This is a genomic window from Streptomyces xiaopingdaonensis (assembly GCF_000262345.1).
GTDB lineage: Bacteria > Actinomycetota > Actinomycetes > Streptomycetales > Streptomycetaceae > Streptomyces > Streptomyces xiaopingdaonensis.
The window spans coordinates 19,414-45,105 of record NZ_AJTQ01000263.1 but is presented as its reverse complement, the minus strand read 5'-3'; the positions used below and the strand labels follow the sequence as shown (position 1 = coordinate 45,105).

The 25,692-nt window shown below is 74.6% G+C and carries 16 protein-coding genes and 1 pseudogene; 11 read left to right on the top strand and 6 right to left on the bottom strand.

Annotation, left to right across the window (positions count from 1 at the left end):
* Nucleotides 1-165 (bottom strand): annotated as a pseudogene (locus UWG_RS32840) (dihydroxyacetone kinase subunit DhaK); the annotation flags it as partial.
* Between the two features lie 875 nt (nucleotides 166-1,040).
* On the opposite strand from UWG_RS32840, the gene UWG_RS0121340 reads away from it, so the two are divergent.
* The 5 genes from UWG_RS0121340 to UWG_RS0121320 are packed head-to-tail and all read left to right on the top strand — an operon-like array spanning nucleotide 1,041 to nucleotide 6,760.
* Entirely contained in the window at nucleotides 1,041-2,540 is a 1,500-nt protein-coding gene (locus UWG_RS0121340; protein ID WP_016909239.1) for an ABC transporter substrate-binding protein, read from the top strand.
* A gap of 14 nt (nucleotides 2,541-2,554) precedes the next feature.
* Nucleotides 2,555-3,502 (top strand): ABC transporter permease, encoded by a 948-nt coding sequence (locus UWG_RS0121335; RefSeq protein ID WP_016909238.1) that lies wholly within the window; start codon nucleotides 2,555-2,557, stop codon nucleotides 3,500-3,502.
* On the top strand, nucleotides 3,499-4,374 hold the full coding sequence (locus tag UWG_RS0121330) for an ABC transporter permease (protein WP_016909237.1): 876 nt from the start codon (nucleotides 3,499-3,501) through the stop codon (nucleotides 4,372-4,374). Before UWG_RS0121335 ends, UWG_RS0121330 begins: the two co-directional genes overlap by 4 nt.
* Nucleotides 4,374-5,966: an ABC transporter ATP-binding protein gene (locus UWG_RS0121325; RefSeq protein ID WP_016909236.1), complete on the top strand. Its 1,593-nt coding sequence runs from the start codon at nucleotides 4,374-4,376 to the stop codon at nucleotides 5,964-5,966. The genes UWG_RS0121330 and UWG_RS0121325 overlap by 1 nt, the downstream gene beginning before the upstream one ends.
* An 8-nt stretch (nucleotides 5,967-5,974) precedes the next feature.
* The gene (locus tag UWG_RS0121320) at nucleotides 5,975-6,760 is read left to right on the top strand and encodes a class I SAM-dependent methyltransferase (protein WP_016909235.1); all 786 of its coding nucleotides are present in this window, start codon (nucleotides 5,975-5,977) and stop codon (nucleotides 6,758-6,760) included.
* Nucleotides 6,761-7,729: 969 nt separating this feature from the next.
* On the opposite strand, the gene UWG_RS0121315 is transcribed toward UWG_RS0121320, so the two are convergent.
* Both UWG_RS0121315 and UWG_RS0121310 read right to left on the bottom strand, forming a co-directional pair.
* Nucleotides 7,730-9,259, bottom strand: coding sequence for an MFS transporter (locus UWG_RS0121315; RefSeq protein WP_016909234.1), 1,530 nt, complete (start codon nucleotides 9,257-9,259; stop codon nucleotides 7,730-7,732).
* Between the two features lie 185 nt (nucleotides 9,260-9,444).
* Nucleotides 9,445-10,308 carry an SAM-dependent methyltransferase gene (locus UWG_RS0121310; protein WP_016909233.1) on the bottom strand — a complete coding sequence of 288 codons (864 nt, stop codon included), beginning with the start codon at nucleotides 10,306-10,308 and terminating at the stop codon, nucleotides 9,445-9,447.
* Nucleotides 10,309-10,477: 169 nt separating this feature from the next.
* Between UWG_RS0121310 and UWG_RS0121305 the strand changes: the two genes are divergently transcribed.
* The 3 genes from UWG_RS0121305 to UWG_RS0121295 all read left to right on the top strand — a co-directional run bounded on the left by UWG_RS0121305 (nucleotide 10,478) and on the right by UWG_RS0121295 (nucleotide 14,716).
* Nucleotides 10,478-12,655, top strand: coding sequence for a serine/threonine-protein kinase (locus UWG_RS0121305; protein WP_016909232.1), 2,178 nt, complete (start codon nucleotides 10,478-10,480; stop codon nucleotides 12,653-12,655).
* 36 nt (nucleotides 12,656-12,691) lie between these two features.
* Nucleotides 12,692-13,420, top strand: coding sequence for an alpha/beta fold hydrolase (locus UWG_RS0121300; RefSeq protein ID WP_016909231.1), 729 nt, complete (start codon nucleotides 12,692-12,694; stop codon nucleotides 13,418-13,420).
* Between the two features lie 795 nt (nucleotides 13,421-14,215).
* Nucleotides 14,216-14,716, top strand: coding sequence for a hypothetical protein (locus UWG_RS0121295; RefSeq protein WP_026328349.1), 501 nt, complete (start codon nucleotides 14,216-14,218; stop codon nucleotides 14,714-14,716).
* 108 nt (nucleotides 14,717-14,824) lie between these two features.
* Here UWG_RS0121295 and UWG_RS0121290 read toward each other — a convergent pair whose 3' ends face one another.
* Nucleotides 14,825-16,771, bottom strand: a complete 1,947-nt coding sequence (locus UWG_RS0121290; RefSeq protein ID WP_016909229.1) for an N-acetylmuramoyl-L-alanine amidase — start codon at nucleotides 16,769-16,771, stop codon at nucleotides 14,825-14,827.
* 409 nt (nucleotides 16,772-17,180) lie between these two features.
* Nucleotides 17,181-18,398, bottom strand: a complete 1,218-nt coding sequence (locus tag UWG_RS0121285; protein WP_029391648.1) for an aminoglycoside phosphotransferase family protein — start codon at nucleotides 18,396-18,398, stop codon at nucleotides 17,181-17,183.
* Between the two features lie 709 nt (nucleotides 18,399-19,107).
* On the opposite strand from UWG_RS0121285, the gene UWG_RS0121280 reads away from it, so the two are divergent.
* Nucleotides 19,108-20,607: a DNA-binding protein NsdB gene (locus UWG_RS0121280; protein ID WP_016909227.1), complete on the top strand. Its 1,500-nt coding sequence runs from the start codon at nucleotides 19,108-19,110 to the stop codon at nucleotides 20,605-20,607.
* A 53-nt stretch (nucleotides 20,608-20,660) separates the two neighbouring features.
* On the opposite strand, the gene UWG_RS0121275 is transcribed toward UWG_RS0121280, so the two are convergent.
* Nucleotides 20,661-22,166, bottom strand: a complete 1,506-nt coding sequence (locus UWG_RS0121275; RefSeq protein WP_016909226.1) for a PP2C family protein-serine/threonine phosphatase — start codon at nucleotides 22,164-22,166, stop codon at nucleotides 20,661-20,663.
* A 343-nt stretch (nucleotides 22,167-22,509) separates the two neighbouring features.
* On the opposite strand from UWG_RS0121275, the gene UWG_RS0121270 reads away from it, so the two are divergent.
* Nucleotides 22,510-23,985 carry a hypothetical protein gene (locus tag UWG_RS0121270; protein ID WP_016909225.1) on the top strand — a complete coding sequence of 492 codons (1,476 nt, stop codon included), beginning with the start codon at nucleotides 22,510-22,512 and terminating at the stop codon, nucleotides 23,983-23,985.
* 153 nt (nucleotides 23,986-24,138) lie between these two features.
* The gene (locus UWG_RS0121265) at nucleotides 24,139-25,641 is read left to right on the top strand and encodes a hypothetical protein (RefSeq protein WP_016909224.1); all 1,503 of its coding nucleotides are present in this window, start codon (nucleotides 24,139-24,141) and stop codon (nucleotides 25,639-25,641) included.
* Nucleotides 25,642-25,692 lie beyond the last annotated feature (51 nt).

Sequence of the window (25,692 nt, the reverse complement as noted above, 5' to 3'; positions counted from 1 at the left end):
CCCCGTGCCGCCGCCCGAGACGAGCCCCACCTTCCCCGCGACGGGCGCGTCCCGCCGTACCACCACGCGGTTCTCCACGTCGACCGACAACTCGGGGTGCGCCACGGCCATTCCGCGGAGCGCGTCGGGGACGACCTTCTCGGGGACGTTGATCAGCATCTTCATGGGAACCTCCGAGTGGCTGGGAACAGCCGCCGCTGGTCGGGACGGTGCTGGACGGTATGACGGGTTCGGGTGCCTCGACGGCCCCCGCTCCGGGCCTCTCCTGCCCGGGAGAGGCCGGAGCAGGCGGGGCAGCCCTGCGATGGAGCAGTGTGCCTCAGACGGAACTGCCCTTCAGGGTAGGTACCGGAGCGGTATCCGGCTCCTCTTCGGGGGCATGCGTGCGGCAGGCGACCGCCGCCTCCCGCGCCTCTCACGGGCCACCGGCGAGCGGGCCCCGCGTCCGGGCGGCTGCGGGCCGGGCCGTGTGCGCCAGTACGGCTGTGCACCCGCGCCCTCCCCGCCCGGTGAGGCGGCGCCTGCCTCCCCCGCCGTCCCCGGGCCGGGACGCCGAGCCACAGCGCGCGAGTGCGCACCCCGAGCGCCTCACCTGGCCGATGGCCCATGGGGCAGCCGGCGCTCGGCGACGTCGCGGCAGGTCCGCACGCACAGCCCCTCCAGTGATACGTGCCGCAATTGTTCGGCGGCGACGTGCCCGGGGCCGGGGTGCGGTGGGCACGGCTGCGCTGCCGGCGCGACCAACAGTTCCTCGGCGACCGGGACTTGCGGCCCCGGCTCCCGGTCGGCCCTGGGCGTGGTGCCGCAGGCCGCCGCGGAGGAGCAGCGTTCCAACGGGCCCGATCCGCCGCCGCGTTGGCGGAACCGCCCCCGAACCCTCGCCGCTCCGGAGGCGGTTCCGCGCCTCGCCACGTCGGCCGGCTGCGCGGCCGCTCCCTGCCTGGCCAGACCAGATGCATCAATGATCTAATTGCACATTGATTGCATCAAAGGAGGGTGGCACAGTGGCGACAGCCTCTTTCGTACGGAGCCGCCGGTCGGTGCTGTCGCTCGCCGGAGGAGCGGCGCTGCTCACCGCTTGCGGTGCTTCCGCGGACTCGTCGTCGAAGCCCAGCAAGGGCGGGACGATACGCGCCGTCTTCCCCGGGTTCGGTGCCAAGGAGACCCTGGACCCGCACGTCGGACGGCAGTTCGTCGACATGGCGCGGTTCAAGGCGGTCTTCGACAAGCTCGTCGACTTCGACGCGAAGCTCCGTCCCGTGCCGCGCCTCGCGGAGCGCTGGGAGGCCGACGAGGACCTCACCGTCTGGCGCTTCACCCTGCGGAAGGCGCAGTTCCACGACGGCCGGCCCCTCGAAGCCGAGGACGTGCTCTTCACCCTCTCCCGCATCCTCGACCCGGACAGCTCCGAGCGGCTGGCGAAGAACTCGCTCTCGCTGATCGACCTGAAACGCTCGCGCGCCGCGGGCAGCCGCACCGTCGAACTCCGGCTCACCCGGCCGGAGGCCGACCTCCCCTCGCTGCTCGCGTTCACCGGCACCTACGTCGTCAGCCGGCGCTACCGCGACCCGGCGAAACCGGTGGGGACCGGCCCGTTCCGCTTCGTCTCCTTCACACCGGGACGCTCCTTCGTCGGCCGCCGCTTCGACGACTACTGGGACGGCGCCGCGCACGCAGACGAACTCCGCATCCTCTCCGCCGAACCGGAGGCCCGCGCCAACGCTGTCCGCGCGGGCGAAGCCGAGTACGCGCACGAGGTGAGCGCCACCTTCGCGCGCACCGTCGAGTCGCACCCGGACGTGCGGATCGTCTCGACACCGCGCAGCGGCGTCGAGGGCATCCTCCTCAAGACCGACCGGCCGCCCTTCGACGACCCGGACGCGGCGATGGCCCTGAAGCTGGCCGCCGACCGCGAACGGCTGGTGGAGGTGGTGCTCGGCGGGCGCGGAGCCGTCGGCAACGACATGTACGGCAAGGGCTTCGCCTACTACCCGGAGGACGTGCCGCAGCGCGAACGCGACGTCGCCGAGGCGCGCCGGCTCGCCCGCCGCTCCGGCATCCACGGCAAGAAGCTGGTCTTCTACACCTCCACGGCCGCCGACTCCTTCGTCGACGCCGCCCAACTCTTCGCCCGCCAGGCCGCGGAGGCGGGTCTGCGGATCGAGGTCGAGACGGGCCCGCCGGAGAGCTACTTCACCGACATCATCGACACCGGCGCCATCACCAGCCACCGCAGCGGCGCGATGCCGATACCCACCTACCTCTCCGAGCGACTCCTCTCCAAAGCACCCCAGAACGTCACCCGTTGGCGCCACCCCGACTTCGACGCGGACTTCGCCGAAGCGCGCGCCACCCGCGACGAGGCCCGCCGCTCCCGGCGCTACCAGAAACTCCAACGCACCCTGCGCGACGAGGGCGGCCAACTCCTCTGGGGCCACCCCGACTGGATGAACGCCGTCTCCTCCCGCCTCCACGGCGTACGCAAGGCACCGCCGAACACACGGGACTGGGCGCGCTTCGACACCGTCTGGCTCGACTGAGCGGCCCGCCCCACATGATCCGCTACCTGCTGCGCCGCCTGGGACTCGCGGCGGTCCAACTCGGCGTGCTCGCCGTGCTGGTCTTCGCGCTGACCTCGCTGCTCCCCGGCGACGCCGCCGCCGTCCGCTTCAACGAGCAGGCGGGGCTGGGCCAGATCACCGAGCTGCGCGCCCAACTCGGCCTCGACCGGCCGCTGCTCGAGCGCTTCGCCGACTGGGCGGGCGGACTCCTCACGGGCGACCTCGGCACCTCCCTGATGAGCGGCGATCCCGTCACCGGGGTCATCACGGGATCGCTGGGAGCCACGGCGGTCCTCGCGGGCGCCACCCTCGTCCTCGTCCTGCCGCTCTCCCTCGTTTTGGGGCTCGCCGCGGGTCTGCGCGAGGGCACGCGCCTCGACCGCGCGGTCTCCGCCGTGGTCCTCGTCCTCAACGGCATCCCCGACTTCGTCCTCGCCCTGGCGCTCGTCGCCCTCTTCGGGCTCCAGCTGGGCTGGCTCCCCGCCACCTGGGTCGGCACCGACGGCACCGATCTCCTGCTCCGGCCCGCCCTGCTCGTGCTGCCCGTCACCGTGCTGCTGGCGCGCACCGTGTGCCTGCTGGCGCGTCAGGTGCGCGCCGGGACCGTGGCCGCGCTGCACGCCGGATACGTCGTCCAGGCGCGCAGGCTCGGCGTGCCGCGCAGGACCGTCGTCCTCAGGCACGCGCTGCCCAACGCCGCGCTGCCCGGCGTCCAGGAACTCGCCCGGACCGGCGACCACTTGCTCGGCGGCGTCCTGATCGTGGAGGCCGTCTTCGCCGTCCCCGGCACGGCGACCGTGATGATCGACGCGGTGCGGGGACGCGACGTGCCCGTCATCCAGTCGGTCATCCTGCTGCTCGCCGCCGTCGCGCTCGCCCTCAACCTCGCCGCCGACCTGCTCTGCCACCGCCTCGCCCCGCGCTCGGAGGCGGCACGGTGAGCGCCGCGACGACCGCAGCCGCCAGGCGTCCGCGCCGCACCTTCCCCGCCGCCGGCGGTCTCCTGCTGCTCGGGGTCCCGGTCCTCATCGCCGTGTTCGGGCCGCTCCTCGCACCGGCGCTCACCGGTCCTGAGGGCGCGCCCTACGTCCTCGGCGACGGGCATCCGCTGGGCACGGACGGCATGGGACGCGACGTCCTGGGGCTGCTGCTCCGCGGCGGACGCAGCGCCCTAGGCGTCGCGACCGGCGCCGTGCTGCTCGCGTACGTGCTCGGCGGCCTGCTGGGGCTCGTCGCGGCGACGACGCGGCACCGGTGGCTCGAAGAGGTGCTGCTGCGCCCCGTCGAGGTGCTGCTGCCGCTGCCGTCGCTGCTGGTGATCAGCGTGGTCGCGGTGTGGTGGCGCGGCAGTCCGCTGGCCGTGGCGCTTGCCGTCTCCGTCGTCAACGTGCCTGCCGTGGCCCGTCTCGTGCGGGCGGCGGCGCTCAGCGCGGCAGACAGCCCGGTGGCGGAGGCGATGCGGTTGCAGGGGGAGTCCCGTCTCCGGATCACGGGCGGTTACGTCGGGCGGGCGGTGCTCCCCGCCGCGGCGGCGGACGCCGGGAACCGCGTCACCACGGCCGTCTTCACCGTCGCCGCGGCGAACTTCCTCGGCCTCGGCATGGAGCCGACCGCGCCCGACTGGGCCGTCACCGTCGCCGGCAGCCGGGAGGGGCTGCTGGTGCAGCCGCTGGCCGTGTGCGCGCCCGCGGCGATGCTCGTGATGTTCACCGTCGGTCTGAACCTCTCGGCCGACGCCTGGCTGCGCCGTACGGGTCTGTCCGGACGGGACGCCGCCGGGCCGCCGGCCGATTCCGTGCGGAAGGGGGCGTGATGAGCGGGGAAGTGGTGGTACGCGCGCGGGAGTTGACGGCACGTGCCGGGGACGCCGTGCTCGTGGACGGGGTGGACCTCGATGTTGCGGCCGGCGCGGTGACCGCGCTCGTCGGCCCGTCCGGCAGCGGCAAGACGACCACGGCGCTCGCCCTCCTCGGCGAGTCCGAGCCCGGTGTACGGCTCGCCGGCTCCGTCCTCGTCGCGGGGCACGAGGTCGTCGCCGGCGGAGGCGACGCGCACGTGCTGGGCGGGACCGTCGCCTACATGCCGCAGCACCCCGCCGCCACCCTCAACCCCGCCCGCAGGGTCGGCGCTGTGCTCACCGAACTCGCCCGGCTGCACGCCCCGGAGGACGGCGCCGACCGCTCCGCCGCACGGCGCCAGGCCCGCGCGACGGCGGCCCGCGCCCTGCGCCGCGCCCAACTGCCCGACGACCGCGGCACATTGCGCCGCTTCCCGCACCAGTTCTCCGGCGGTCAGCGTCAACGACTCGCGCTCGCACAGGTGTTGGCCTGCCGACCGCGCGCCGTCGTCCTCGACGAGCCGGGCACCGGGCTCGACCCGGCCACCCGCCTCGCCGTCGCCTCGGAGCTCACCGCGCTCGCCGACGACGGCATCGCCGTGCTGCTGCTCAGCCACGACCACGCCCTCGTCAGGCGACTCGCGCAGCACGTGGTCAGGCTGGAGGAGGGCCGCGTCACGGCGCAGGGCCTTCCCGGCGAAGTCCTGCCGGACCGCCGCTCGTTCGCCGTCGGCCCGACCCTTCCGCAGCCCCGGCCGGTCGACGCACGGCCACCGGAGGCCCGTCCCGCGGTACTGGAGACGCAGGGCCTGACGGCGTGGCTGCGCCCGGGCCGGCGCGACGCCGTCCTGCACGACGTGGCGTTGCGGCTGGACCCGGCCGAGTGCCTCGGTGTGGCGGGGCGCTCCGGCAGCGGAAAGACCACGCTGGCGCGGTGCGTGGCCGGGCTCCACGAGCGCCGGGACGGCCGGCTCCTGCTCGACGGCCGCCCGCTGCCGCTGCTGCGCGACCGCTCGACGGAGCAGCGGCGCCGCGTGCAGTACGTCTGGCAGGAGGTGCGCGGCTCCTTCGACGAGCGCCGCACCGTGCTCGACCAAGTGGCCCGCACCGCCGTCCGGTTGCGCGGCCTCGACCGCGACCGCGCGACCGAGGAGGCCGCGGCGCTCCTCGCTCGCCTGGACGTCGCCGAGGAGACGGCGGCCCGACCGCCGGCCTCCCTCTCCGGCGGCCAGTTGCAGCGCGCTGCGCTGGCGCGCGCCCTGCTCGCGGAACCGGACGTCCTGCTCTGCGACGAGATCACCAGTGCGCTCGACGAGCACGCGACCGGCCTGGTCACGGGTGAACTGGCCCGCGCCCGCGAGGAGCGCGGGACCGCCGTCGTGTGGATCGGGCACGACATCCCGCTGCTGGGCGCCGTGGCCGACCGCGTCGTCGTGCTGGAGGCGGGACGCGTCGCCGAGCACGGCGAGGCGGGCGAGGTGCTCGCCTCGCCGCGCACCGGGGCGACCCGGCAGTTGCTCGGCGCCGACCCCGCGACGCAGCAGGTCCTGACAGCAACCGACACCTGAGGAGAGAGATGACCGACACAGCCGCCGAGGCCGACTGGACCGCCTGGCAGGGCAGTTGGGACCGGCAGCAGGAGTGGTACATGCCCGACCGCGAGGAGCGGTTCCGGGTCATGCTCGACGCCGTCGAGGCGACCGCCGGGCGCGAACCGGTCGTCCTCGACCTCGCCTGCGGCACCGGGACGATCACCGACCGGCTGCTGCGCCGCCTTCCCGGAGCGACCGCCACCGGCGTCGACCTGGACCCGGCGCTCCTCACCATCGCCGAGGGCCACTTCGCGGACGACCGGCGCGTCCGCTTCGTCACCGCCGACCTCACGGAACCGCGGTGGACGGACGCCCTTCCGCACCGCGGTTACGACGCCGTGGTCACCGCCACCGCGCTCCACTGGCTCGACGCCGACCAACTGCGCGTGCTCTACGCCCAGTTGCCCGGGCTGCTGCGGGACGGCGGGGTCTTCCTCAACGCCGACCACATGCGGGACGAGTCCGCGCCCCGGCTCAACGCCGCGCTCGACGCCTTCGACGAGCAGCGCAAGGAGCGCGCGCGGTCCGCCGGCGCGCAGGACTGGGCGGCCTGGTGGAGCGCCGTCGCGGAAGACCCTGCCCTCGCCGACGCCGCGCACCGCCGCTTCGCCCTCTTCGACGACCCGCGCGCCCCCTCCACGGGACGCGCCCACGCCGACCGCCCCACCGCGACGGGCTGGCACCTCGACGCCCTCCGCGACGCCGGGTTCTCCGAGGCACGCCAACTCTGGTGCGGGGCTCGGGACGCCCTCGTCGCCGCGGTGCGCTGAACCGGGGCGGGGCTCGGCACCGACGGTGCTGGCCCCGCCCCTCGCGCGTCCGCGAGGGTGCGTCGCGGCCCGGACCGTGCGCCGACGGGCCCTGGCCGCAGGAGGGTTGCGACTCCGCCCCGCCTCGGTCCGGTCGGCTGCCAGGACGGCCGGGACGAGGGCCCGGCTGCCGCGGCGAGGCGAATGTCGTGGGACACGCCCCAAGTGTCGGGTCGCTCCCGGTAGTTGGCGGGAACGTCGCCGGCGGCCCGCCCCTGGTCTCGTCGTTGGTCGGGACGTTTCCGAACCGCGTGGTGAGGAGGGAGGCGCCCGACGGCGGCCGTCGCGAACCCGGCAGCGGCACGGAGGCGCCGTCCCTTTCCCCCGGTCGGACCCGGTAGGCCAGGTGGACGTCGAGGGGACGTCGTCGAAGGTCGGTGCCTCCACGGCCGAGCCGTAGAAGAATGCTCCGGCCGGCAGTCCTGTCGACACGAGCGCGACCGTCGCGGCGATGCGCGCGTGGGCGCTCCGACGCGCGGTCACGGCCGTGCGCCTCTCCCGTCGAACGGGTGCCTTCCGTCGGCCCGCGGGGGAGCGGTGGCCGGCCGCGGCAGGGTGGGCGACGGCGTCCAGCGCGTCGGACACCGGCGACTCGAGGAACCGCCCTGCGGACGGAACCTGCGGAAGCGCCCAGCGTCCTCGGCGTCCGCCGCTCGCAGGTCTGCGACGGTCGAGGCCGCCGTGTCCCCGAACGCCGCCTCGGTGCCGTCCGGTTCGGAAGGAGGCAGCGGACGCTCGAAGAGGCGGAGCCCGCTGGGAGCGGTAGGAACCAGGAGACGACGCGACCCCGCCCGCCCGCGGACCGTATGACGGCCGGGGAGGCCGAGGCCGCCCGCAGCGACCCGCGGCTGCCGCGCCCGGAGCCGTAGGAACCCGCTCACACCGCAACGGCAGCCGCCCGCGCCCGCGTCGGGCCCCGCGCGAGCCGGTTCAGCTCTCCGCCCGCTGCCCGTCCGCCTCCGCCTCCGGTCCGAGCGTCGGCGTCTGCTCGTACGGGCGGCCCCTGCGGTACAGCACGACGGAGACGAGGAACCCGGCGACGAAGAAGCAGGCGGCCGTGGTGTAGGCGGTCTGGTAGCTGTGCAGATTGGCGCGGACCGCGAGGTTCGGCTCGCCCGCGTGCGCCTTGGCGAAGCGGGAGGCCGAGGTGGTCGCCATCGTGTTGAAGAACGCGGTGCCGATCGACCCGCCGACCTGCTGCATGGTGTTGACGGTCGCCGAGGCCACGCCCTGGTCGCGGGCGGCGACGCCGAGCGTCGCGAGGCTCATCGCCGGCGGCATCACCAGGCCGATCCCGAACCCTAGGACGAGCAGGGGCGCCAGGACGTGCGGCACGTAGCTGCTGTGCGCGTCGAGCATCGTCAGCAGGACCATGCCGCCGGTGGCGAGACCCATGCCGGTCGGCACCGTGGCCTTCGGTCCGACGTAGGGGACGAGGACGTTGGTGGAGAGCTGTGCGGTCGCCATCAGCGTGCCGACCATCGGCAGGAAGGCGAGCCCGGTGCGGACCGGGCTGTACTCCATGACCGTCTGCAGGTAATAGGTGAGGAAGAGGAAGACGCCGAACATGCCGGCCCCGGCGATGAAGACGCTGAGGAAGGAGCCGGTGCGGTTGCGGTCGGCGACGACGCGCGGCGGGAGGAGCGGATGGGGCGCGCCCCGCTCCCAGAGGCCGAAGGCGCAGAGCAGCACGCCGGCCGCGATGAGGAAGGCCCAGCACGTCCAGTTGCTCCAGCCGTGCGTCTCGGCGTTGGAGAACCCGTAGACGACGCAGAAGAGCCCGACGCCGACGAGCGCCGCCCCCGGCAGGTCGAGACGGGGCCGCTCGGCGGGCGCGCGGCTGCGGAGGAAGGCCAGCGCGCCGACGACGGCGAGCACGGCGATGACGTCGTTGACGTACAGCGTCCAGCGCCAGCTCAGGTGCTCGGTGAGGAGGCCGCCGAGGAGCAGCCCGATGGCGCCCCCCGAGCCCGCGATGGCGCCGAAGACCCCGAAGGCCCTGGCGCGTTGGACGGGCTCCGTGAAGGTCGTGGTCAGCAGCGAGAGGGCCGAGGGCGCGAGGACGGCGCCGAACATCCCCTGGAGGGCGCGCGCGCCGATGAGCATCGTGAAGCTGTGCGCGGTACCGCCGATGGCGGAGGCGCACGCGAAGCCGATGAGGCCGACGATGAACGTACGCCGCCGTCCGAAGAGGTCGGCGAGGCGTCCGCCGAGCAGCAGCAGGCTCCCGAAGGCGAGCGAGTAGGCGGTGATCACCCACTGCCGCCCGTCGTTGCCGAAGCCGAGCGAGCGCTGCGCCGAGGGCAGCGCGATGTTCACGATCGTCGCGTCGAGGACGACCATCAGCTGCGCCAGTCCGATCACGGCCAGCGCCCACCACCGGTGCGGAACGTTCCCTTCGGGTGCGGACTGCTGCTGCGGGCGGCCTCCGCCGCGCGGAGCGGCGTGACGAGGCGTCATCCGGACCTCCTCGCGTGCGGCGCCCGCACCGCAGAGCGCGGAACCGGCACGGCGCTACGGGGCTACCTGCGGACCCGGGACGGCGGGACGTCCGCCGGGCGGACGCCCCGTTGTGCCCGGTATGTCCGATGACGGTAGTTCGGCGCACGCCCGCCCGCGACCGCAGCGGGCCGCACGGTGCGGCGTCAGGCCGGACGGCGCAGGAGGAGCTGGTAGTAGTCGAGGTGGTCCCGGCAGTACGCGCGGAACGGTGCGATCAGTTCCGCCGTGTCCTCGACGGCCTCGGCGCCGTAGAGCTCCGCCATCTCCTGCCTGCGGTCCTGGAAGACGGCGTGCATCAGCTCGCCCGCGAGCGCGACGTTGCTCGTCCGGTTCCACACCCGCACCAGCTCGAGACCGGACTCCCGGACGTCGGCGAGGAGCGCGTCGAAGGCGGTCGGTGCCGGGCTGCTCCACAGCCGCCGGTACGCGTCCACCAGCTCGGGCGGCGGGGTGCTGCGGTCGGTGAAGTCCGTGGCGAGCAGCCGGCCGCCGGGGCGCAGCACGCGGGCCGCCTCGCGCAGCGCCGCGGCGCGGTCCGTGAGATGGGGGAAGCAGTCGATCGACCAGGCCGCGTCGAAGGAACCGTCGGGCAGCGCCAGGTCCATGGCGTTGCCGTGCGCGAACCTGACCCGCCCTGCGACGTCCGCGTCCTGCGCCCGCTCCTCGCACCGCGCCAACTGCTCGGTGCTGACCGTGACTCCGGTGACCCGCGCTCCGCTGCGCAGCGCCAACTCCACGGCGGGGCCGCCCGTCCCGCAGCCGATGTCGAGGAGGTGGTCGCGGGGGCCGAGCGACAGGATCTCGATGAGCGAGGCGGTCTGGCGGTCCTGCGCGGCGTCGGAGAGCGCGACCAGATCGGTGACGGGCGCCGGGGCCTCGTCCGGCACGTACATGCCTATGTGCACGGCGCTGCCCCCGAGGAGCATGGAGAGCATCTCCCCGTGCGTGTCGTACATCGCGCCGACCTCTTCCGGGGTCGGTCCTTCCCGCCGTGGTCGCACCGCCATGGGTCCCCCTCCGCGCGCGGACAGCGCTCCTTCGACGCTAACGGGCCGCGGCGCCCGCCGAAAGGCCGCCGTCCGTCCCCGGATCGGGCGGCCGTACCCAGTGGACGCGCGTCGCGCCATACTGTGGGCGGGGAGGGCATTCGGCCGACGACGGGGGCGACAGCTGCATATGGGGGAGAGCGCGCTGATCCAGGGCCGGTACCGGCTGCTCGATCTGATCGGCCGCGGCGGCATGGGCGAGGTGTGGCGGGCGCGGGACGAGTCGCTGGGGCGGCACGTCGCAGTCAAGTGCCTCAAGCCGCTCTCCGCGCCGGGCGAGGGGGCGGACGGCGGCCCGTTCATGCCGGTGCTGAGGGAGCGGTTCCGCCGCGAGGCGCGGGTCGCCGCGGGGCTCCAGCACCGCGGGGTGACGGTCGTCCACGACTTCGGGGAGCACGATGGTCTGCTCTACCTCGTCATGGAGCTGCTCGACGGCGCCGACCTGGGGCGACTCCTCGCCGACTCCGGCGCCGCGCTGCCCGTCGACGAGGTGCTGCGGGTCGCCGAGCAGGTCGCCGACGCGCTCGCCTACACGCACGAGCAGGGCGTCGTGCACCGCGACCTGAAGCCGGCGAACGTCGTCAGGACCTCCGACGGCACCGTGAAGATCTGCGACTTCGGCATCGCGCGGATCGGCCACGAGATCGGCCTGACCGGCAAGCTGACCGGCTCGCGCATGGCGATGGGCACCCCGCACTACATGTCTCCCGAGCAGATCGCGGGGCACCCCGTCGACCGCCGCAGCGACCTGTACTCCTTCGGGTGCGTGCTCTACGAAGTCGCCACGGGCCGGCCCCCGTTCGACTACGAGGACGCCTGGTCGGTGCTGGTCGGCCACCGCGACACGGCCCCCCGCGCGCCCCGCGAGGTGCGACCCGAACTCCCCGAACCGCTGGCGGAGGCGATCCTCGCCCTCCTCGCCAAGGACCCGGCGCACCGCCCCTCCGACGCCGCCCACCTCGCCGCTCCTCTCGCGCGGGCGCGCACCAGGGGCGCGCCCCAGGCGCCGCCCGCCTGGTCGCACGGCATCCGCGCCGGTTCGCCCGCCGGCCGCGGTGCCGACCACCCCGCGACACCGCCGCACGTCGCCGCCCTCACCGGTCGATGGACGGGCCTCACCGGCCCGTTCGAGCCGGCCCCGGCACCGCAGCCACCGCCGGCCGACGATCCGGCGACGCCCGTGCTGCTGCGCAGCCGTCACAGCGCCGCCGTCCGCCTCGGGCGCGAAGGGCGCTGGCCCGAGGCGCTCCAGGCGCACCGCGCCGTCGCGGCCGCGCGGGAGCAGGCGCTCGGCCCGAGCCATCCCGAGACGCTCGGCAGCCGGTACGAGGCCGCGTTCGCCCTCAACCGCCTCGGCCGCCACCCGGAAGCCCTCCGCGAGTACGAACTCGTCGCCGCCGCACGCACGGCGCAGCTCGGTGCCGGGCATCCGGACACCCTCGCCGCACAGCAGGAGGCGGCGTACGTGCTCGGCCGCCTCGGCCGCCACGAGGCCGCGCACCAGATCTACGCCCAGGTGCTCGCCGTACGCCGCGCGACGGCGGGCGAGGACCACCCCGACACCCTGCGCTGCCGCCACAACCTCGCCTTCACCCTCGGCCGCCTCGACCGGAGGGAAGAGGCGTACCGCGAGGCCGCCGCGGTGGCCGAGGCCCGCGCCGAGGTGCTCGGCGCCACGCACCCGGACACCCTCACCAGCCGCTACGAAGTCGGTTACACGCTCGGCAGGTTGGGACGCTGGGAGGAGGCGCTCGGCGTCTACCGCGCGCTCACCGCGGCACGGGCCCGCGTCCTCGGCCCCGAACACCCCGACACCCTCGACGCGCGTTACGAGACCGGCATCAGCCTCGGCCGGCTCGGGCGCGCCGAGGAGGCGCTCGACCTCTTCCGCGCGCTCGCCGAAGCGCGCGGGCGCACGCAGGGCCCGGAGGATTCCGAGACGCTCCGCGCCCGGCACGGCTACGGCGTCAACCTCGGCCGGCTCGGCCGCTGGGACGAGGCCCTCGGCGAGGCGCGCGACGTCGGCGCCGTCCGTGAGCGGGTGCTCGGGCCCGAGCACCCGGACGCGCTCGCGAGCCGCCGCGAAGTGGCCGTCGGACTCGGCTGGTTGGGCCGCTGGCAGGAGGCCCTCGAGGTGTACGAGCAGGTCGCGGCGGCGCGGCAGCGGACCCTCGGCGCCGCACACCCGGAGACGCTCACCAGCCGCAGCGACCTCGCCCACTGCCTCGCGCGGTTGGGCCGCACCGCCGAGGCGGCGGAGGCGCTCCGCCGCCCCACCGGCAGCGCTGCGTACGGTGCCGCCCGCTGACTCCACGGCTTGGCGCGCGGGGAGTACGGTCGCGCCATGACGGACACGTCGAACGCACCGACAACGACGAACTCCGAGACCCGCACCGTCCAGGCGGGACGCGTGCAACTCGCGTACCGCACCTGGGGCGGAGGCGAGGGCGTCCCCGTCGTCCTCCTCCACGCGCTCGGGGAGGACGGAGAGGACTGGCGCGGGCCGCTCCTCTCCCACCTCTCCGCCGAACACCGCCTGTACGCCCCCGACTTGACAGGGCACGGGGCGAGCGACTGGCCGGGCGCGTACGGCCTGGAGCAGCAGCGCGACGACCTCGCGGCCTTCCTCGACGCGCTCGCGCTCGACCGCGTCGCCCTCGTCGGCCACTCCTACGGCGCGATCCTCGCCTACCTGCTCGCACAGGAACAGCCGTCCCGCGTCGCGCGGTTGGTCCTGGAGGAGCCCGCCCCGCTGCGTCCGCTTGCGGTACCGCTGGAGGTGCCGGAGCGGCCCGCCGGCCGGCTCCTCTTCGACTGGGAGGTGAAGGTCCGGTTCACGCAGGAGCGGAACTCGCCCGAGCCGGACTGGTGGGAGCAGCTCGCCGACATCACCTCGCCCGCGCTCCTCGTCGCCGGCGGCCCGGAGAGCCACCTCTCCCAGCGGGACATGGAGCTGATGGCGGAGCGGATGCCCGACGCCAGGATGGTGACGGTCGAGGGCGGCGGCCATCTCGTCCACGAGGAGCGGCCCCGCGAGTTCGCGGCGACCGTGGGGGCGTTCCTCGCCGAATGACCGGATCGGCCGGGCCGGTGCGCGGTCGGCCGGCTGCACGGTCGGCCGGCTGCGCGCCGCGCCGGGCAACAGGCGTACGGCTCAGGGTGGTTCAGGCGCCGAGCGGGCCGGCTGGACCTCGGGCGTGTGCGGCAGCCGGTCGGTGGGCCTGACGGAACCGCCCTCGGGGCCGCACAGGGGATCGGCGAGCGCTGCCCGGCCGTATGCGCGGCTCTTCGCCCGAGTTGATGGTCAGCGGGGCGGCTTCTCCTCCCGGAGGATCGCCACCGCTTCGAGTGATGGGGTACTGCACGCGAAGGACCCGTGCGGCTTCTCCCTCGGAGGGTCGCCACCCCGCCGCGGGACACGGCGAGAGGGGTAGCCTCGCGGCGCACTTCGGAACGGCGGCTCCGCCGCCCCGCACAGTCCGCAGCTCCGAGCGCGCCGCAACCGTCACCGCCGCGACCTCGGTCGCCTCGACGCGCATGGACACGGCACGCGGCGGCGCCCCTGCGCCCCGTGAACAGTGCCGCGCGGCGCCCAGGGCCGCCGGGGCGGTCACCGGCAGGGGAGCGAGAACCGGCTCGCGCCGGCCCCGGGGGCCTGTGCCGACTCGGTCGCGCCCTCCCGGTCACAGTCCCAACCGAGGGAAAGCGAAAGGAAATCGGGTTCGGCGAACCGCGGACCCACCGGCTCCGGTGCTTCCCTCCCGCCTCGCTTCCTCCTCCACCGCACCTCGCCCGACGTCACCGCCGGTGCTCTGGAGAGGGGGAGGACCCGCGGTCGGCTTTCCGCGGTGCCACGTACCATGGCCGTATGTCGTTCCTCCGCCGTCGCAGTGCCGCAACGCCAGCTGGTCCGGATTTCGATGTCCTGGCCATGGACCCGACCGACTGGCCCGGCAACCTCGGCGCCGGCCTGCTCCCCGCCCCCGACGGGAGCTGCCAGGGGGTCTTCCTGCGCTACGACCTCTTCGGCGGGCGCGGCCCCGCCATGGTGATCGGCAACCTCCCCGAGGGCTCGCCCGCCCGCGAGATCGAGGAGGGGGACGTGCCCTTCGAGGTCGCCCATCTGCTGGCGGCGCTGGAGAACGACGAGCCCGTCGAGGTGCTCCGCGTCGAGGAGGACCCTGTCATGCAGGGGGACAACCTCCTCATCGTCCGCCGCGTGGTCTGCTCCGAGGAGCGCATCTCCTGCGTGCAGTTCGACCGGAGCGACGGTGTCCTGGTGACGATCGCCAGTTGGGACCGCCCGATCACCAACGATCTCTACACGCTGCTCAAGCCCCTCCCGGCCGAGCTCTTCCAGCAGCGTTGAGGCACCACCGCGGACGCACGCCCGTCCAACACCTCTTGCTCCGGCCGTACTTGGACCGCTGATACGGGGCGGAGGCCCGGCGACTCCCGGCCGCCGGGCCCGTGCCCGCTACCTCGCCGAGCGGCCGAGGACGACGTCGTCGGCCTTCACGAACGCGACCCGGTGCCCCAACTGGAGCTGGTAGTAGGTGAGATCGCCGCGCACGACCTGGAACTTCTCCGCCTTCGGGTCGAAATCCTTCGCCCAGAGGTACTCACCCCGCACCTCACGCCCCGGCGTCGCGTACTTCTGCCCCGCGGAGAGCTTGTAGGGCAGCGGGGAGAGCTTCTGCGCGGGGACGCCCTCCGGATACGCGGACTCCTCCGGGTACGCGACGCCGTAGACGGGCACCTCTCCCGCGCCCTTCTTCGGCGTGACCGTCCTGCCGCGGGCCGGTACCGCCGTGGGGTGCTTCGCGGGGTTGTGGAACCAGGCCTTGGCGCCGAGGTACCAGATCGCCGTCCACTCGCCCTGCCGCCCGGCGACCGCGAACTGCTGGCCCGTGGTGGCACGGGCGCCCGTGTCGTTGACGTCCTTCGTCGCGGGGGTGCCGTCGGGGCGCAGTCCTGCGTCGTTGACGAGCGGGGCGTCCGCGCTCGGGCGGGTGTGGAGGCGTACGGCGGACGAGCCGTGCTCCGGGCACGCCTTCTTCGAGCCGGCGTGCTCGCTCGTGGCCTCCGAGCCCTCGCAGCCCGTGTACTCCGGGCGATTCCGGGCGTACTCGGGCGCGATGGTCACCAGCCCGGCGTGCCGGCTCCCCTGCGGCTCGAACGGGGCACCGAGCAGCGTGAAGTAGCGCTGCCAGTCCCAGTAGGGGCCCGGGTCGGTGTGCATGCCGGGGATGCCGGAGGTCGTGGTGGCGGGGACGTTGTCGTGGCCGACGATGTGCTGGCGGTCGAGCGGGACGTCGTACCTGTGGGCGAGGTAGCGGACGAGGCGGGCCGAGGAGCGGTACATCGCCTCCGTGTACCAGGCGTCGGGGTCGGTGAGGAAACCCTCGTGCTCGATGCCGACGGATTTGGCGTTCATGTACCAGTTGCCCGCGTGCCAGGCGGTGTCGCGGTTGCGGACGTGCTGCGCGACGTGCCCGTCGGAGGAGCGCAGCGTGTAGTTCCAGGAGACGTACTGCGGGTCCTTGACGAGCTTCAGCGTCCCCTCGTAGGTCGCCTCGGTGTCGTGGACGACGATGTGGTCGATCTTGTGCGAGGAGGGGCGGCGGGAGGTGTCGTGGTTGCCGTAGTCCCGGGTGCCGTCGTCGCCCTCGTACTCCTCGTACGGGGCGGGGTACCACTCGCAGTCGGCGCGCGACGGGCACTCGGCGCCGCCCGCGCGCCCCTCGGCGGCGGACGGGGCGCGGAGCCCCGGGTGCGGGCGCAGCGTGACCTTCGCACCGGTGTCGGTGGTGCGCTCCTCGCCCGCGCGCACCACGTCGAAGACGTCGCGGGCGAAGGCGGTGGCGCTCGGTTTCGCGCCGCCCGACGGGTAGGACGCCACCGCCTCGAACCAGGCGGCCGGGTCCGCGGCGGCGGGTTTGCCGAGGCGCTTCTGCGCCTGGGCGAGCAGCGCGGCGCCGCCCCGGAGGTTCGCCTCGGGCGCGGTACGGAGCTCCGCTGCCGAGAGGCCGGTGAGCTGCGCGGCACGGGGCAACGTCCGCAGCCGGGCGGGGATCTCGGCAGCGGCGGGAGCGGCGCTCCCCGCGGTGCGTGCGCCGCGTGAGGGGTCGCCGCGGGGGTCCTCCGCGTGGCCGTGGCCGGGCGCGGCGGAGGCCGCAAGGGCTTTGCGCGCGTCCGTGAGGTGCATGGGCCCGTAGCCGCCGGAGACGCTCGGCGCTCCGGCGTGCGCGTCCCACCGGGACTGGAGGTACGAGACGCCGAGGAGTACGCCGACGGGGACGTCGTACTCCTCGGCGGCGCGCTCGAACTGCTGCTGAAGCGCACCCGGCCCGCTCTCCTCCGCGCCGGCCGGCGCCCCGGCGGAGAGCAGCGGCACCACCAGCGCCGCCGACGCGACAGACACGACAGCGGCGCTCGCTCTCCGGCGCCTGCGGCCACCGGGCGGAGCGGACGGCCGCGCCGGCGCGTGCGCGGGAAGAGCGGCGGACTCGGACGGCGGGCGATCCGACAACGGCTCCGGCAAGACGGCCTCCTCGGACGGTGCGCCGCGGGCTCGCGGCGCGAGCAGACCACAGGGGTACCGGCTGCCCGACGATCCGTCAATCACCCCGCGACGGACCGGACACCGCACGTCAGCCCCGCCGCGGACGCCCCGTCGTCGGTGTCGGCGCGCGGGCCTGCGAGGCGCCAGAGGACTGGACCGCCGACGCCCGGACGGACGCCCGCCGAGCCTCGGCGGACGCCACCCGTACGAACTACCCCGGTAAGCCGACGAGTTCGTCCTGCCCCTCGCGGGAAGGAGCCCGGCGCGCTCAGCGCGTCCCGACGGCGGCGCGCACCGCGTTCCGTGCGAGGGCGCAGTCGTCGTGGAGCCGACGCAGGAGCAGACGCTGCTGCTCGCCCGCCGACATCCCCGCCGCCCCGGGCTCCGCCGCGGGCGGCTCCGCCGCCGTCGGGCCCCGCATCGTGCGCTGGACGGCGTTCTCGTAGGCGCGGATCTCGCCCGTGAGCACCACCATGAGGTTGATCAGGAAGGAGTCCCGTGCCACCGGGCCCTGGGACTGGGCGAGTTGACTGATCTGCCGCCGCACCTCGGGGGCCTCGCCGAGGACCGCCCAAAGGGTGGCGAGGTCGTAGCCCGGGAGGTACCAGCCGGCGTGCTCCCAGTCCACGAGGGAGGTGCCCGTCGGGGAGAGGAGGGTGTTGGTCGGGAGCGCGTCGCCGTGGCAGAACTGCTGGGGGAGGCTGTGGCCGCCGCCCGCCTGGGCGACCCCGTGCAAAAGCTTCTTGAGGTCTCCGAAGTCGCGGTCGGTGAGGAGGCCGAGGCCGTGGTAGCGGGAGAGGCGCTGGAGGTAGTCGAGGGGCCGTTCGAAGGCCGCCTGCGGCGGCCGCCACCTGTTGAGCCGCGCGAACGTGCCGATCATCGCGTGGAGGTCGGTCCGCGACGGGGGGTCGAAGGGGTGCCGGCGCGCCGCCGGTACGCGTCCGGGCGCCCGCTCGATCACGAGGGTGCAGCTCTCGGGGTCGGCGGCGATCAGCCGTGGTGTGCGGGCCGGCGGGCGGTGGCGCACGAAGGCCCGGTAGACCGCTATTTCGTGCCGAAAACGGTCGGCCCAGGCGGAGTTGTCCTCCAGGAGGCACTTGGCCACCACAGGCGTACGTCCCGCCGTCCCCGCGAGGAGCACCGTCCGCCCCCGGCGCCTGAGCATCTGCACCGGCTGGAAGTCCGGACAGATCCTCCGCACGGCCGCGACGGCGGCGCGCAACTGCGCGCCCTGCGGCCCTGAGAGATCCACCCTGGCGCCGAGCGGCTGCGCCGCCGCGTACGGGCGCCGCGGCCTCCCGCGGCTCTGTGCGGCACCCGGCTGGGACTGCCCCGGTACGCGCGGCGGCTCCGCGAGCGCCTGTCCGGGCGGCGGCGCCTGCGGTCTGCCGTGCGAGTGCGGACCCGAGTAGAGCTGGGGTCCGCGCGACGGGGCTGCGGGGCGCTGCGGGGGTGGCACGCTCACGGGAGACAGTGCTGGGTACATGGGCGAGCAGGTTCCCTTCGTGCGCCGACGATCGACCGACGTGAACTGCGCCCCCGGCCCGGCGGCCCTCCGCCCCCTGGGGAGTGGCGGAGGACCCGCGCCGGCGCGGGTGCACACGGCGCCGAGCGACCGCGGTGGTCCCGTCCCCTCACCTCGGCGGCGTCCCTGTGACCTGCACCCTCGCTGAATCGGGCCGCCGCCGTGGCACGGTACGGGGCCGAACTCCCGCGGTGCCCGGCGCCGTCGGGACGGCGGCGAACCGCCTTCCGTACGACGTGTACCGGCCGCCGGGGCGGCGGTACGGCCCGCCGCGCCCGAGGCCGTTCGCCTCGGACCTGTACGCGGACCTCTCCGGGACCCCCGCGGGCGCGGCGGTCTCCCTTCTCCGTGCGCTCCCGGCCGGTCGCCTGCGGGGCGTACGGTCGGCTCCGTCCGTCGCGGAACCCGGCAACCGGGCTCCCCCGGGGCGCTTCCGGGCGCACTCGGCGTTCCGCAAGCACCCGTGTGAGGTGGACTGGACGGGCTCCGAGCGGACTCGGAGCGGACCGGTCCGTCTCGCGAGGGACCGGGTCGGGGTGGCGCGTTCCTACACGACACCCGCGCACGGGTGGCACACCATCTGGCGAACCCTGGCGAAGCCTGGCGAATGCTCGCAGCCCCCTTCGGGCGGCCGCTACTGTCAACTCAGCCGAGATCCTGGGGGCTTGACGTGACCAAGGGACCGAACACCCGTCTCGCGGACCTCTTCGGCCTCGCCGGCTGGTCCAAGGGCGAACTCGCCCGGCTCGTGAACCGGCAGGCGGCGGCCCAGGGCCATCCGCAGCTGGCGACCGACACCTCGCGCGTGCGGCGCTGGATCGAGACGGGGGAGACCCCGCGCGAACCGGTGCCGAAGGTTCTGGCTTCCCTTTTCACCGAGCGTCTCGGCCGTGTCGTGACCATCGAGGACCTCGGGTTCGGCGGCCTCGGGAAGGCGGGCCGGCAGGAGTCGGCCGAGGACCTGCCCTGGCATCCGAAGCACACCGCGGAGGTCCTCACCGAATTCACGGGAATGGACCTCATGCTCAACCGACGCGGCTTGGTGGGTGCGGGCTCCGCACTCACGGCAGGAGCGGCACTCACCGGTGCCATGTACGACTGGTTGGCCGACCCGGCGCTGCCGGCGGACCACGGGGGCCACGCCCCGCACCAGCTGGACCACGCGGCGCTCGACCGCTACGAGGCGGCGCCCGTCGGCGCCCAGGAGATCGAGGCGCTGGAGCGCTCGGTGGAGGTCTTCCGGGCGTGGGACGCGTCGCGCGGCGGAGGCTTGCAGCGCAAGGCGGTCGTCGGCCAACTCAACGAGGTGGGCGGCATGTTGGCGTACCGCCACCCCGAGCAGCTCCAGCAGCGGCTCTGGGGGGTCGCGGCGAACCTCGCCGTCCTCGCCGGCTGGATGTCCCACGACGTCGGCCTCGAGCCGACGGCGCAGAAGTACTTCGTGATCGCGGCGCACGCGGCCCGAGAGGGCGGGGACCGCCCCCGCGCGGGCGAGGCGCTCTCGCGCGCCGCCCGTCAGATGGTCCACCTCGGCCGTCCCGACGACGCGCTCGACCTGATGAAGCTCGCCAAGGCCGGCGCCGACGGCCGCACCCTTCCCCGCACCAGGGCGATGCTCGACACGATCGAGGCGTGGGCCCAGGCGTCCAAGGGCGAGGGCCAGGCGATGCGCCGTACGTTGGGCGCCGCCGAGGAGCTCTTCGCCTCCGACCGCGACGACATCCCGCAACCGACCTGGATGCAGATGTTCGACAAGGCGGACCTGCACGGCATGGAGGCGCTCGCCTACCGCACCCTCGCCGAGCACGAACCGCGGGCGGCGGAGAAGGCAGAGGAGCACGCCAGGCTCGCGCTCGACCTGCGCCGCGACGAGCGCCAGCGCTCGAAGATCTTCGACTACCTCTCCATGGCCTCCGCGTGCTTCATCGCGGACGACCCCGAACAGGCCGACAACTACGCGCGTTTGGCGCTCCTCACCATCAACGAGAACTCCTCGCACCGCACCTGGGACAGGCTCCGCGAGATGTACCGCCTCACCGGGCGCTTCAGCGGCCACGGCACCGTCGAGGACCTCCGCGAGGAGATCGCCTCCACGCTGCCCCGCGGTCCCAAACCGGCACCGGGCAAGGACAGGGGGGTCAAGGGGGCGAGGCGGCTCCGGGCCGTCTGACCACCGGAGCCGGCGCACCTGCCGCGTCCTGCGGGCACGTCCGCGGCGAGCGCTCAGGCGCTCACTCGCGCGACCAGCACGCAGGCGTCGTCCTCGCGTTCGTCGTCCTCGAACTCCTCGGCGACGACACGTACGCACTCCTGCGCCGTGCGCGCCTCGGCGAACCGCGGCGCCAGCGCGAGGAGGCGTTCGGCGCCCGTGCCGCAGGCGTCGGGGCCGAGGCTCTCGCTGCGCGGCGCGAGCCCGTCGGTGTGGAGGATCAGGACGTCGCCCGGGGCGAGTTGCTCCGCGCGCTGCTCGTACGTCGCACCCGTGGCGACGCCGAGGAGGACGCCCTCGGGACGCTGGAGGGCCCGCCCCGTGCCGCCGCGGAAGAGCAGGGGCGCGGGGTGGCCGGCCTGCGCCCAGGCGAGGGTGCGCGTGGCCGGTTCGTAGCGGCAGCAGACGGCGCTGCCGAGCGCGGGCTGGGCGGCGGAGTCGAGTAACTGGTTGAGGTGGCCCATGAGCGCGCCGGGGCGCACCTTGGCGACGGCCATCCCGCGCACGGCGCCGAGGAGCAGCGCCATGCCGGACGTCGCCGCCACCCCGTGGCCCGTGAGATCGCCCGCGGTGAGCAGCGTGGCGCCGTCGGGGAGTTCCATGGCGTCGTACCAGTCGCCGCCGATGAGGGCGCGGGTGGCGGAGGGGAGGTAGCGGGCGGCGAGGTCGAGCGCGCCGTCCTGCTCCTCGTCGTCCTGCGGGAAGCGCACCGAGCCGCGCCACGGCGGGAGGACGGTCTCCTGGAGTTCGACGGCGAGGCGCCGCTCGGTCTGCGCGCGCTGGTGCTCCTGGCGGAGCTGCTCGCGGTGTTCCTCGGCCGCCCGCTCGGTGCGGCGGAGTCTGGTGACGTCCTTGACGACGGCCCACATCGAGGCCGTCGTGCCCTCCTCGGTGAGCACGGGCTCACCGAGGAGGTGGACGGTGCGCGTCGAGCCGTCGGGGCGTGCGATGCGGAACTCGTGGTCGACGGGCCTGCCGTCGACGAGGCAGGCGGTGAAGGCGGCGGCGAGCGCGGGCTGGTCGTCCTGGCGTACCCAGGAGGGGAGTTCGTCGAGGGAGAGGGGACCGTCGGCCTCCGTGCGGCCGAAGATGCGGTAGAGCGCGGCGGACCAGTGCACCTCGTCGGTGAGCAGCTTCCACTCGGCGCTGCCTACGCGTCCCACCAGGTGGTCGCCCTGGTCGTACGGCGCGGCTCCGGGGGGCGCGGTGTCCTCCGAGTACGCGGCGCGCGGAAGGGCCTCGGGCGTGGGGGACGCCGCCCGTGCCTCGTCGGCGAGGCCCTCGCGGAGCTGGTCGAGGTTGCCGCCCAGGTCCGCCAGCTGCTGGGCGGCGAGTTCGCAGAGCGCCCGCTGCCAGCGCGCGTCCACGCCCGAACCGCCCCGTCCGTCGACGGGTTCGGACTGCCGCCGCACGGCGTCGAGTTCGCCGCGCAGCTGCTGCGTCTGCGTGATGAGGGCGTCCAGACGACCGGGCTCGGACGGTTCGGAGCCCGGGGTGTCCGCATGGAGGTGGGGCGGCATATCGTCTCCCATACGGTGAAGGCAGTGACGACTCTCGCACAGCCGACGACCGGCTGTAAGGGATTTGGCAACACCCGGTTCATCGGTGCACGCGGCATATGACGCGGCCCGGCCCCCGTGGGTTCCGCCCCCGTGCGGCGGACGAACGCGGGTGCGGCCGGCGTGCGCGTTCGCGGTGCGCCCGCTCTCCGGTATCGGCCCTTCCGCCTTCTGCGGGTACCCTCCTGGGAACTCCGCCGACGGTGTCCGCCGCCCGGGGAGGAGTAGAACGATGCTGGTCGGCAAGGATGCCGCTCAGAAATCCCGTTGCCAGTCGAAGACCCCGCACCGGATGCTGACTCTTATGTTCGTCGATCCCGTCGATTCAGACATAGCGCCCAGCGGCACCCTGCTCGGCCTCCTCCAGCGAGGCCGCGGCGACGGGACGCTGCACGCGCTGGCGGCGCCCCGCGCCGAGGCACTCGCCGCGCTGCGCCACTGCATCGAGCACGACCCGCGCCCCGACTGGCAGTTGGAGAACCGCTCCCTCTACTACGCCAGACTCCACACCGACCTCGACGCGGGGGTCGACGACCTCGCCCGCCACCTCTTCCATTCCGACGACGCCCCCGCAGGGCACCCGGAGGGAGCAGGCGGCGAGGCCGTGCAGCACCGCACGGGGCTCGCCCTCTCCGTCCTCGGCCACCTCGCCTCCTACGGCGACGAGGCGGCCCTCGCCCTCCTGCGCCGGTACGCCACGACGGGCGCCAACTGGCAGTGGGCGCTCGACGAGCTCGCCGTCCGCGACACCGACTCCGGCCTGCGCCTCCTCGGCCCCGCCGTCCTCGCCCGCTTCCCGCTCGGCCCGGAGGGCGAGGCCCGACTCGCCGCCGCCGCGCGGGAGTCGTTCGAGCCGCGCCCCTGGCGCCTGTGGGCGGAGGACCCGCACCACCCGGCGCAGGCCGACCGGCTGCGCGCCGTCCACGAGCAGGGGGACTTCGCGCGCTGGCAGCGGCAGGTGGGCACGTCGGGGCCGCGCCCCGGCTGGAGCGTCGCCGAGGTCCTCGACTGGGCGCAGCAGGGCTGGGAGCAGCACCCGCCGCTCCAGCGGGAGGCCGCGGCGGCGCGCTGCCTGACGGCCGTCGCGCGCCCGGGCGACCGCGCACAGCTCCTCGCAGCGGCCGTCGGCGAGCGCGAGGCCGCACGGGGTGCCGCGCTCCGGCACCTCGCGGAACGCTCCGACCCGACGGCGTTCGACCTCGTCGAGTACGCGGTGCTCGGCGGACCGCCGGCAGTCGCCGAGCAGGCGCTCGCCGCCTTCGCGCGGATGCGCGGCGAGGCGGCGGTCGAGCAGGCGCGGCGCTGGCTCGCCGCAGGGCGGCTCCCCGAAGCGCTGCGCGCCGTGGCCGCCGAGATGCTCGCCCGCCGCGGCGGGTCCCAGGACTCCGACGCGGTGCTCGCGGCGCTCCGCGCCGAGGTCCGGCGCACCGGGGTCAACGGGGGAGTGCTGGGTTCGCTCGTCGAGGGTGCGGGGCGGCTCGCGATCGCCTGCGCGGCGCCCGTCCTGCGCCATCTCTACCGCGAGACGGCCTCTTCCGAACTCCGCGGCCGTGCGGCGCGGTCCCTCGCGGCGACGGACCCGTCCTTCCCCGAGGGGTTCGCCGTCGAGTGCCTGTGGGACTGCGAGGAGTCGACCCGCGAGCTCGGCGCACAGCACGCCGCCACGAGGGACGCGCGTGTCGTGGAGCGGCTCCGCAACCTCGCCGCCGATCCGGCGGAGGAGGCCGGGGTGCAGGACGCGGTGCGCGGCAGGCTCGACGTCGACGCGGCCGGCTGCTGAACGCCTTCCGAGTCGCGGGAGGCGGAACGTCAACTCTGCGCGGGTAGCAGGTATTTGCCCCCGGCGTCCCCTTCGCCCGTTCTGTCGTCCCGGCGGAGCCGCGCCACCGTGCCGTTTCGATCGGTGTCGGTGGCAGCGCCTAATCTGTCCGTTGTGAGTGAGCGCCCTTTCCCGACCCTGCCGAACCCGGCCCCCGGCCCCGCAGCCGACGAGGGCCTCGCTCGCCGGCTGCGCGCGCTCGCCTGCACCGCCCCGCTGCACGACCTCGACGTCCGCAAGGCGAATCTCGCAGGCGAGTTCGGCGGATACGCCATGGCCGAGCTGGCGCTCTCCGCGATCGATCTCGTCACCCTCCAGATGGACTTCGACACCGGCGCCGACCACGAACAGGTCGTCGCCCGCCTGTTGGCGCGCGTCGCCGCCCAGGCGCCTGGCCGCGCCCAGGAGGAGCACGAGCGCGTCGCCCGGTGGGTGGTGGAGAACCTCGTCAACGTGGGCAGCGTCGACCGCGGCTTCCGCGCCGTCTACGGCACCTTCGACCCGGACGGCTCCTACGTCCGCAGGGACTACGACTTCAAGCTCATCGAGGAGGTGCCGGGCCCCGGCGGCGGCGTCTATCTCCGCACCACGGACGAGGCGGTCAACGTCCTCGTCGGCGCCCTCGACACCGACGTGACGAGCGCCCAGATCGCGGCCGAGGTCAAGCTGGAGGTCCTCGTCAACCGCGGCCGCCTCGCCGACGCCCAACTCGCCGCCGAGCAGGCCCGCTACCGCACCGTCCAGTACGCCGAGGCCCTCCGCCGCACGCTCGACGCGACGCGCCGCAACGTCCGCGCCGTCGACTGGCTCCACACAGTCCCCGACATGATCACCGAAGCGCTCGACCACGTCGCCGACCGCTACCGCCACGAGAACGCCATCCTCACCAACATCCGCAGGGCCCGGGACGAGGCGGCGGCCGATCGCGGCCCCACGCACAAGCGGCAGGCGGCCGAACTCGTCGACATCGTCAAAGACTGCATCCGCCGCCACACCCAGCTCCAGTCCCGGCTGCTGGAGGCCGGGCCGCTCTTCCGCGCCGAGCAGGACCGCCAGGCGTTCGCCCCGCCGCCGGCCCGCGCCGGCACCGACGTCTACGGCCAACTCCTCGCGCCCGTCCTCCCGTTGCCCCTCGAGCAGGCGCACCGCGTCACGGACGCCTTCTTCGCGCGCGGCGCCGGACTGCGCACCCCGGAGTGCGTCCGCCTCGGAGACCTCGTCGACCTCCTGCTGACGCCGCCGGCCCCGCGGGAACACCTCGGCGCCGAGATGCCCGAGCCCGACCTCGTCGCCACCCCCGACGACAGCCGCTTCTCCGAAGAACAGCTGGAGGCCGCGCAGGACCTCCTCGACCTGCCGGCGGACGCCCCCCGACGGCTCTCCGGGCTCCTCGCGCAGGCCCGCAGCCGCGACCCCGAACTCCCGTACCTCGTCGCCCTCCTGGCCGTGCACGCCGCGTCCCCACCGGTGGGAACGGCGCACCGCCAGGGCGAGCGGCGGGTCCTCTTCGCCGTCGACGACGGCACCGAGCTGGAGGACGCCGAGTTCGGCGGCGCCGACCTCATCATCGGCAGCGCTCTCCTCGACGCGGCCGCCGAGCCCGCCGCTTCCCCCTGACCGCGGCAGACCACCGCCGACCCGGGCCGCACCCAGGCCACCACCGATCCG

Coding starts and splice junctions, on each gene's coding strand:
- UWG_RS0121335 (WP_016909238.1), top strand. CDS start 2,555: ATGATCCGCTACCTGCTGCGCCGCCTGGGACTCGCGGCGGTCCAACTC.
- UWG_RS0121305 (WP_016909232.1), top strand. CDS start 10,478: ATGGGGGAGAGCGCGCTGATCCAGGGCCGGTACCGGCTGCTCGATCTG.
- UWG_RS0121270 (WP_016909225.1), top strand. CDS start 22,510: ATGTTCGTCGATCCCGTCGATTCAGACATAGCGCCCAGCGGCACCCTG.
- UWG_RS0121315 (WP_016909234.1), bottom strand. CDS start 9,259: ATGACGCCTCGTCACGCCGCTCCGCGCGGCGGAGGCCGCCCGCAGCAG.
- UWG_RS0121320 (WP_016909235.1), top strand. CDS start 5,975: ATGACCGACACAGCCGCCGAGGCCGACTGGACCGCCTGGCAGGGCAGT.
- UWG_RS0121285 (WP_029391648.1), bottom strand. CDS start 18,398: ATGTACCCAGCACTGTCTCCCGTGAGCGTGCCACCCCCGCAGCGCCCC.
- UWG_RS0121325 (WP_016909236.1), top strand. CDS start 4,374: ATGAGCGGGGAAGTGGTGGTACGCGCGCGGGAGTTGACGGCACGTGCC.
- UWG_RS0121275 (WP_016909226.1), bottom strand. CDS start 22,166: ATGCCGCCCCACCTCCATGCGGACACCCCGGGCTCCGAACCGTCCGAG.
- UWG_RS0121295 (WP_026328349.1), top strand. CDS start 14,216: ATGTCGTTCCTCCGCCGTCGCAGTGCCGCAACGCCAGCTGGTCCGGAT.
- UWG_RS0121300 (WP_016909231.1), top strand. CDS start 12,692: ATGACGGACACGTCGAACGCACCGACAACGACGAACTCCGAGACCCGC.
- UWG_RS0121310 (WP_016909233.1), bottom strand. CDS start 10,308: ATGGCGGTGCGACCACGGCGGGAAGGACCGACCCCGGAAGAGGTCGGC.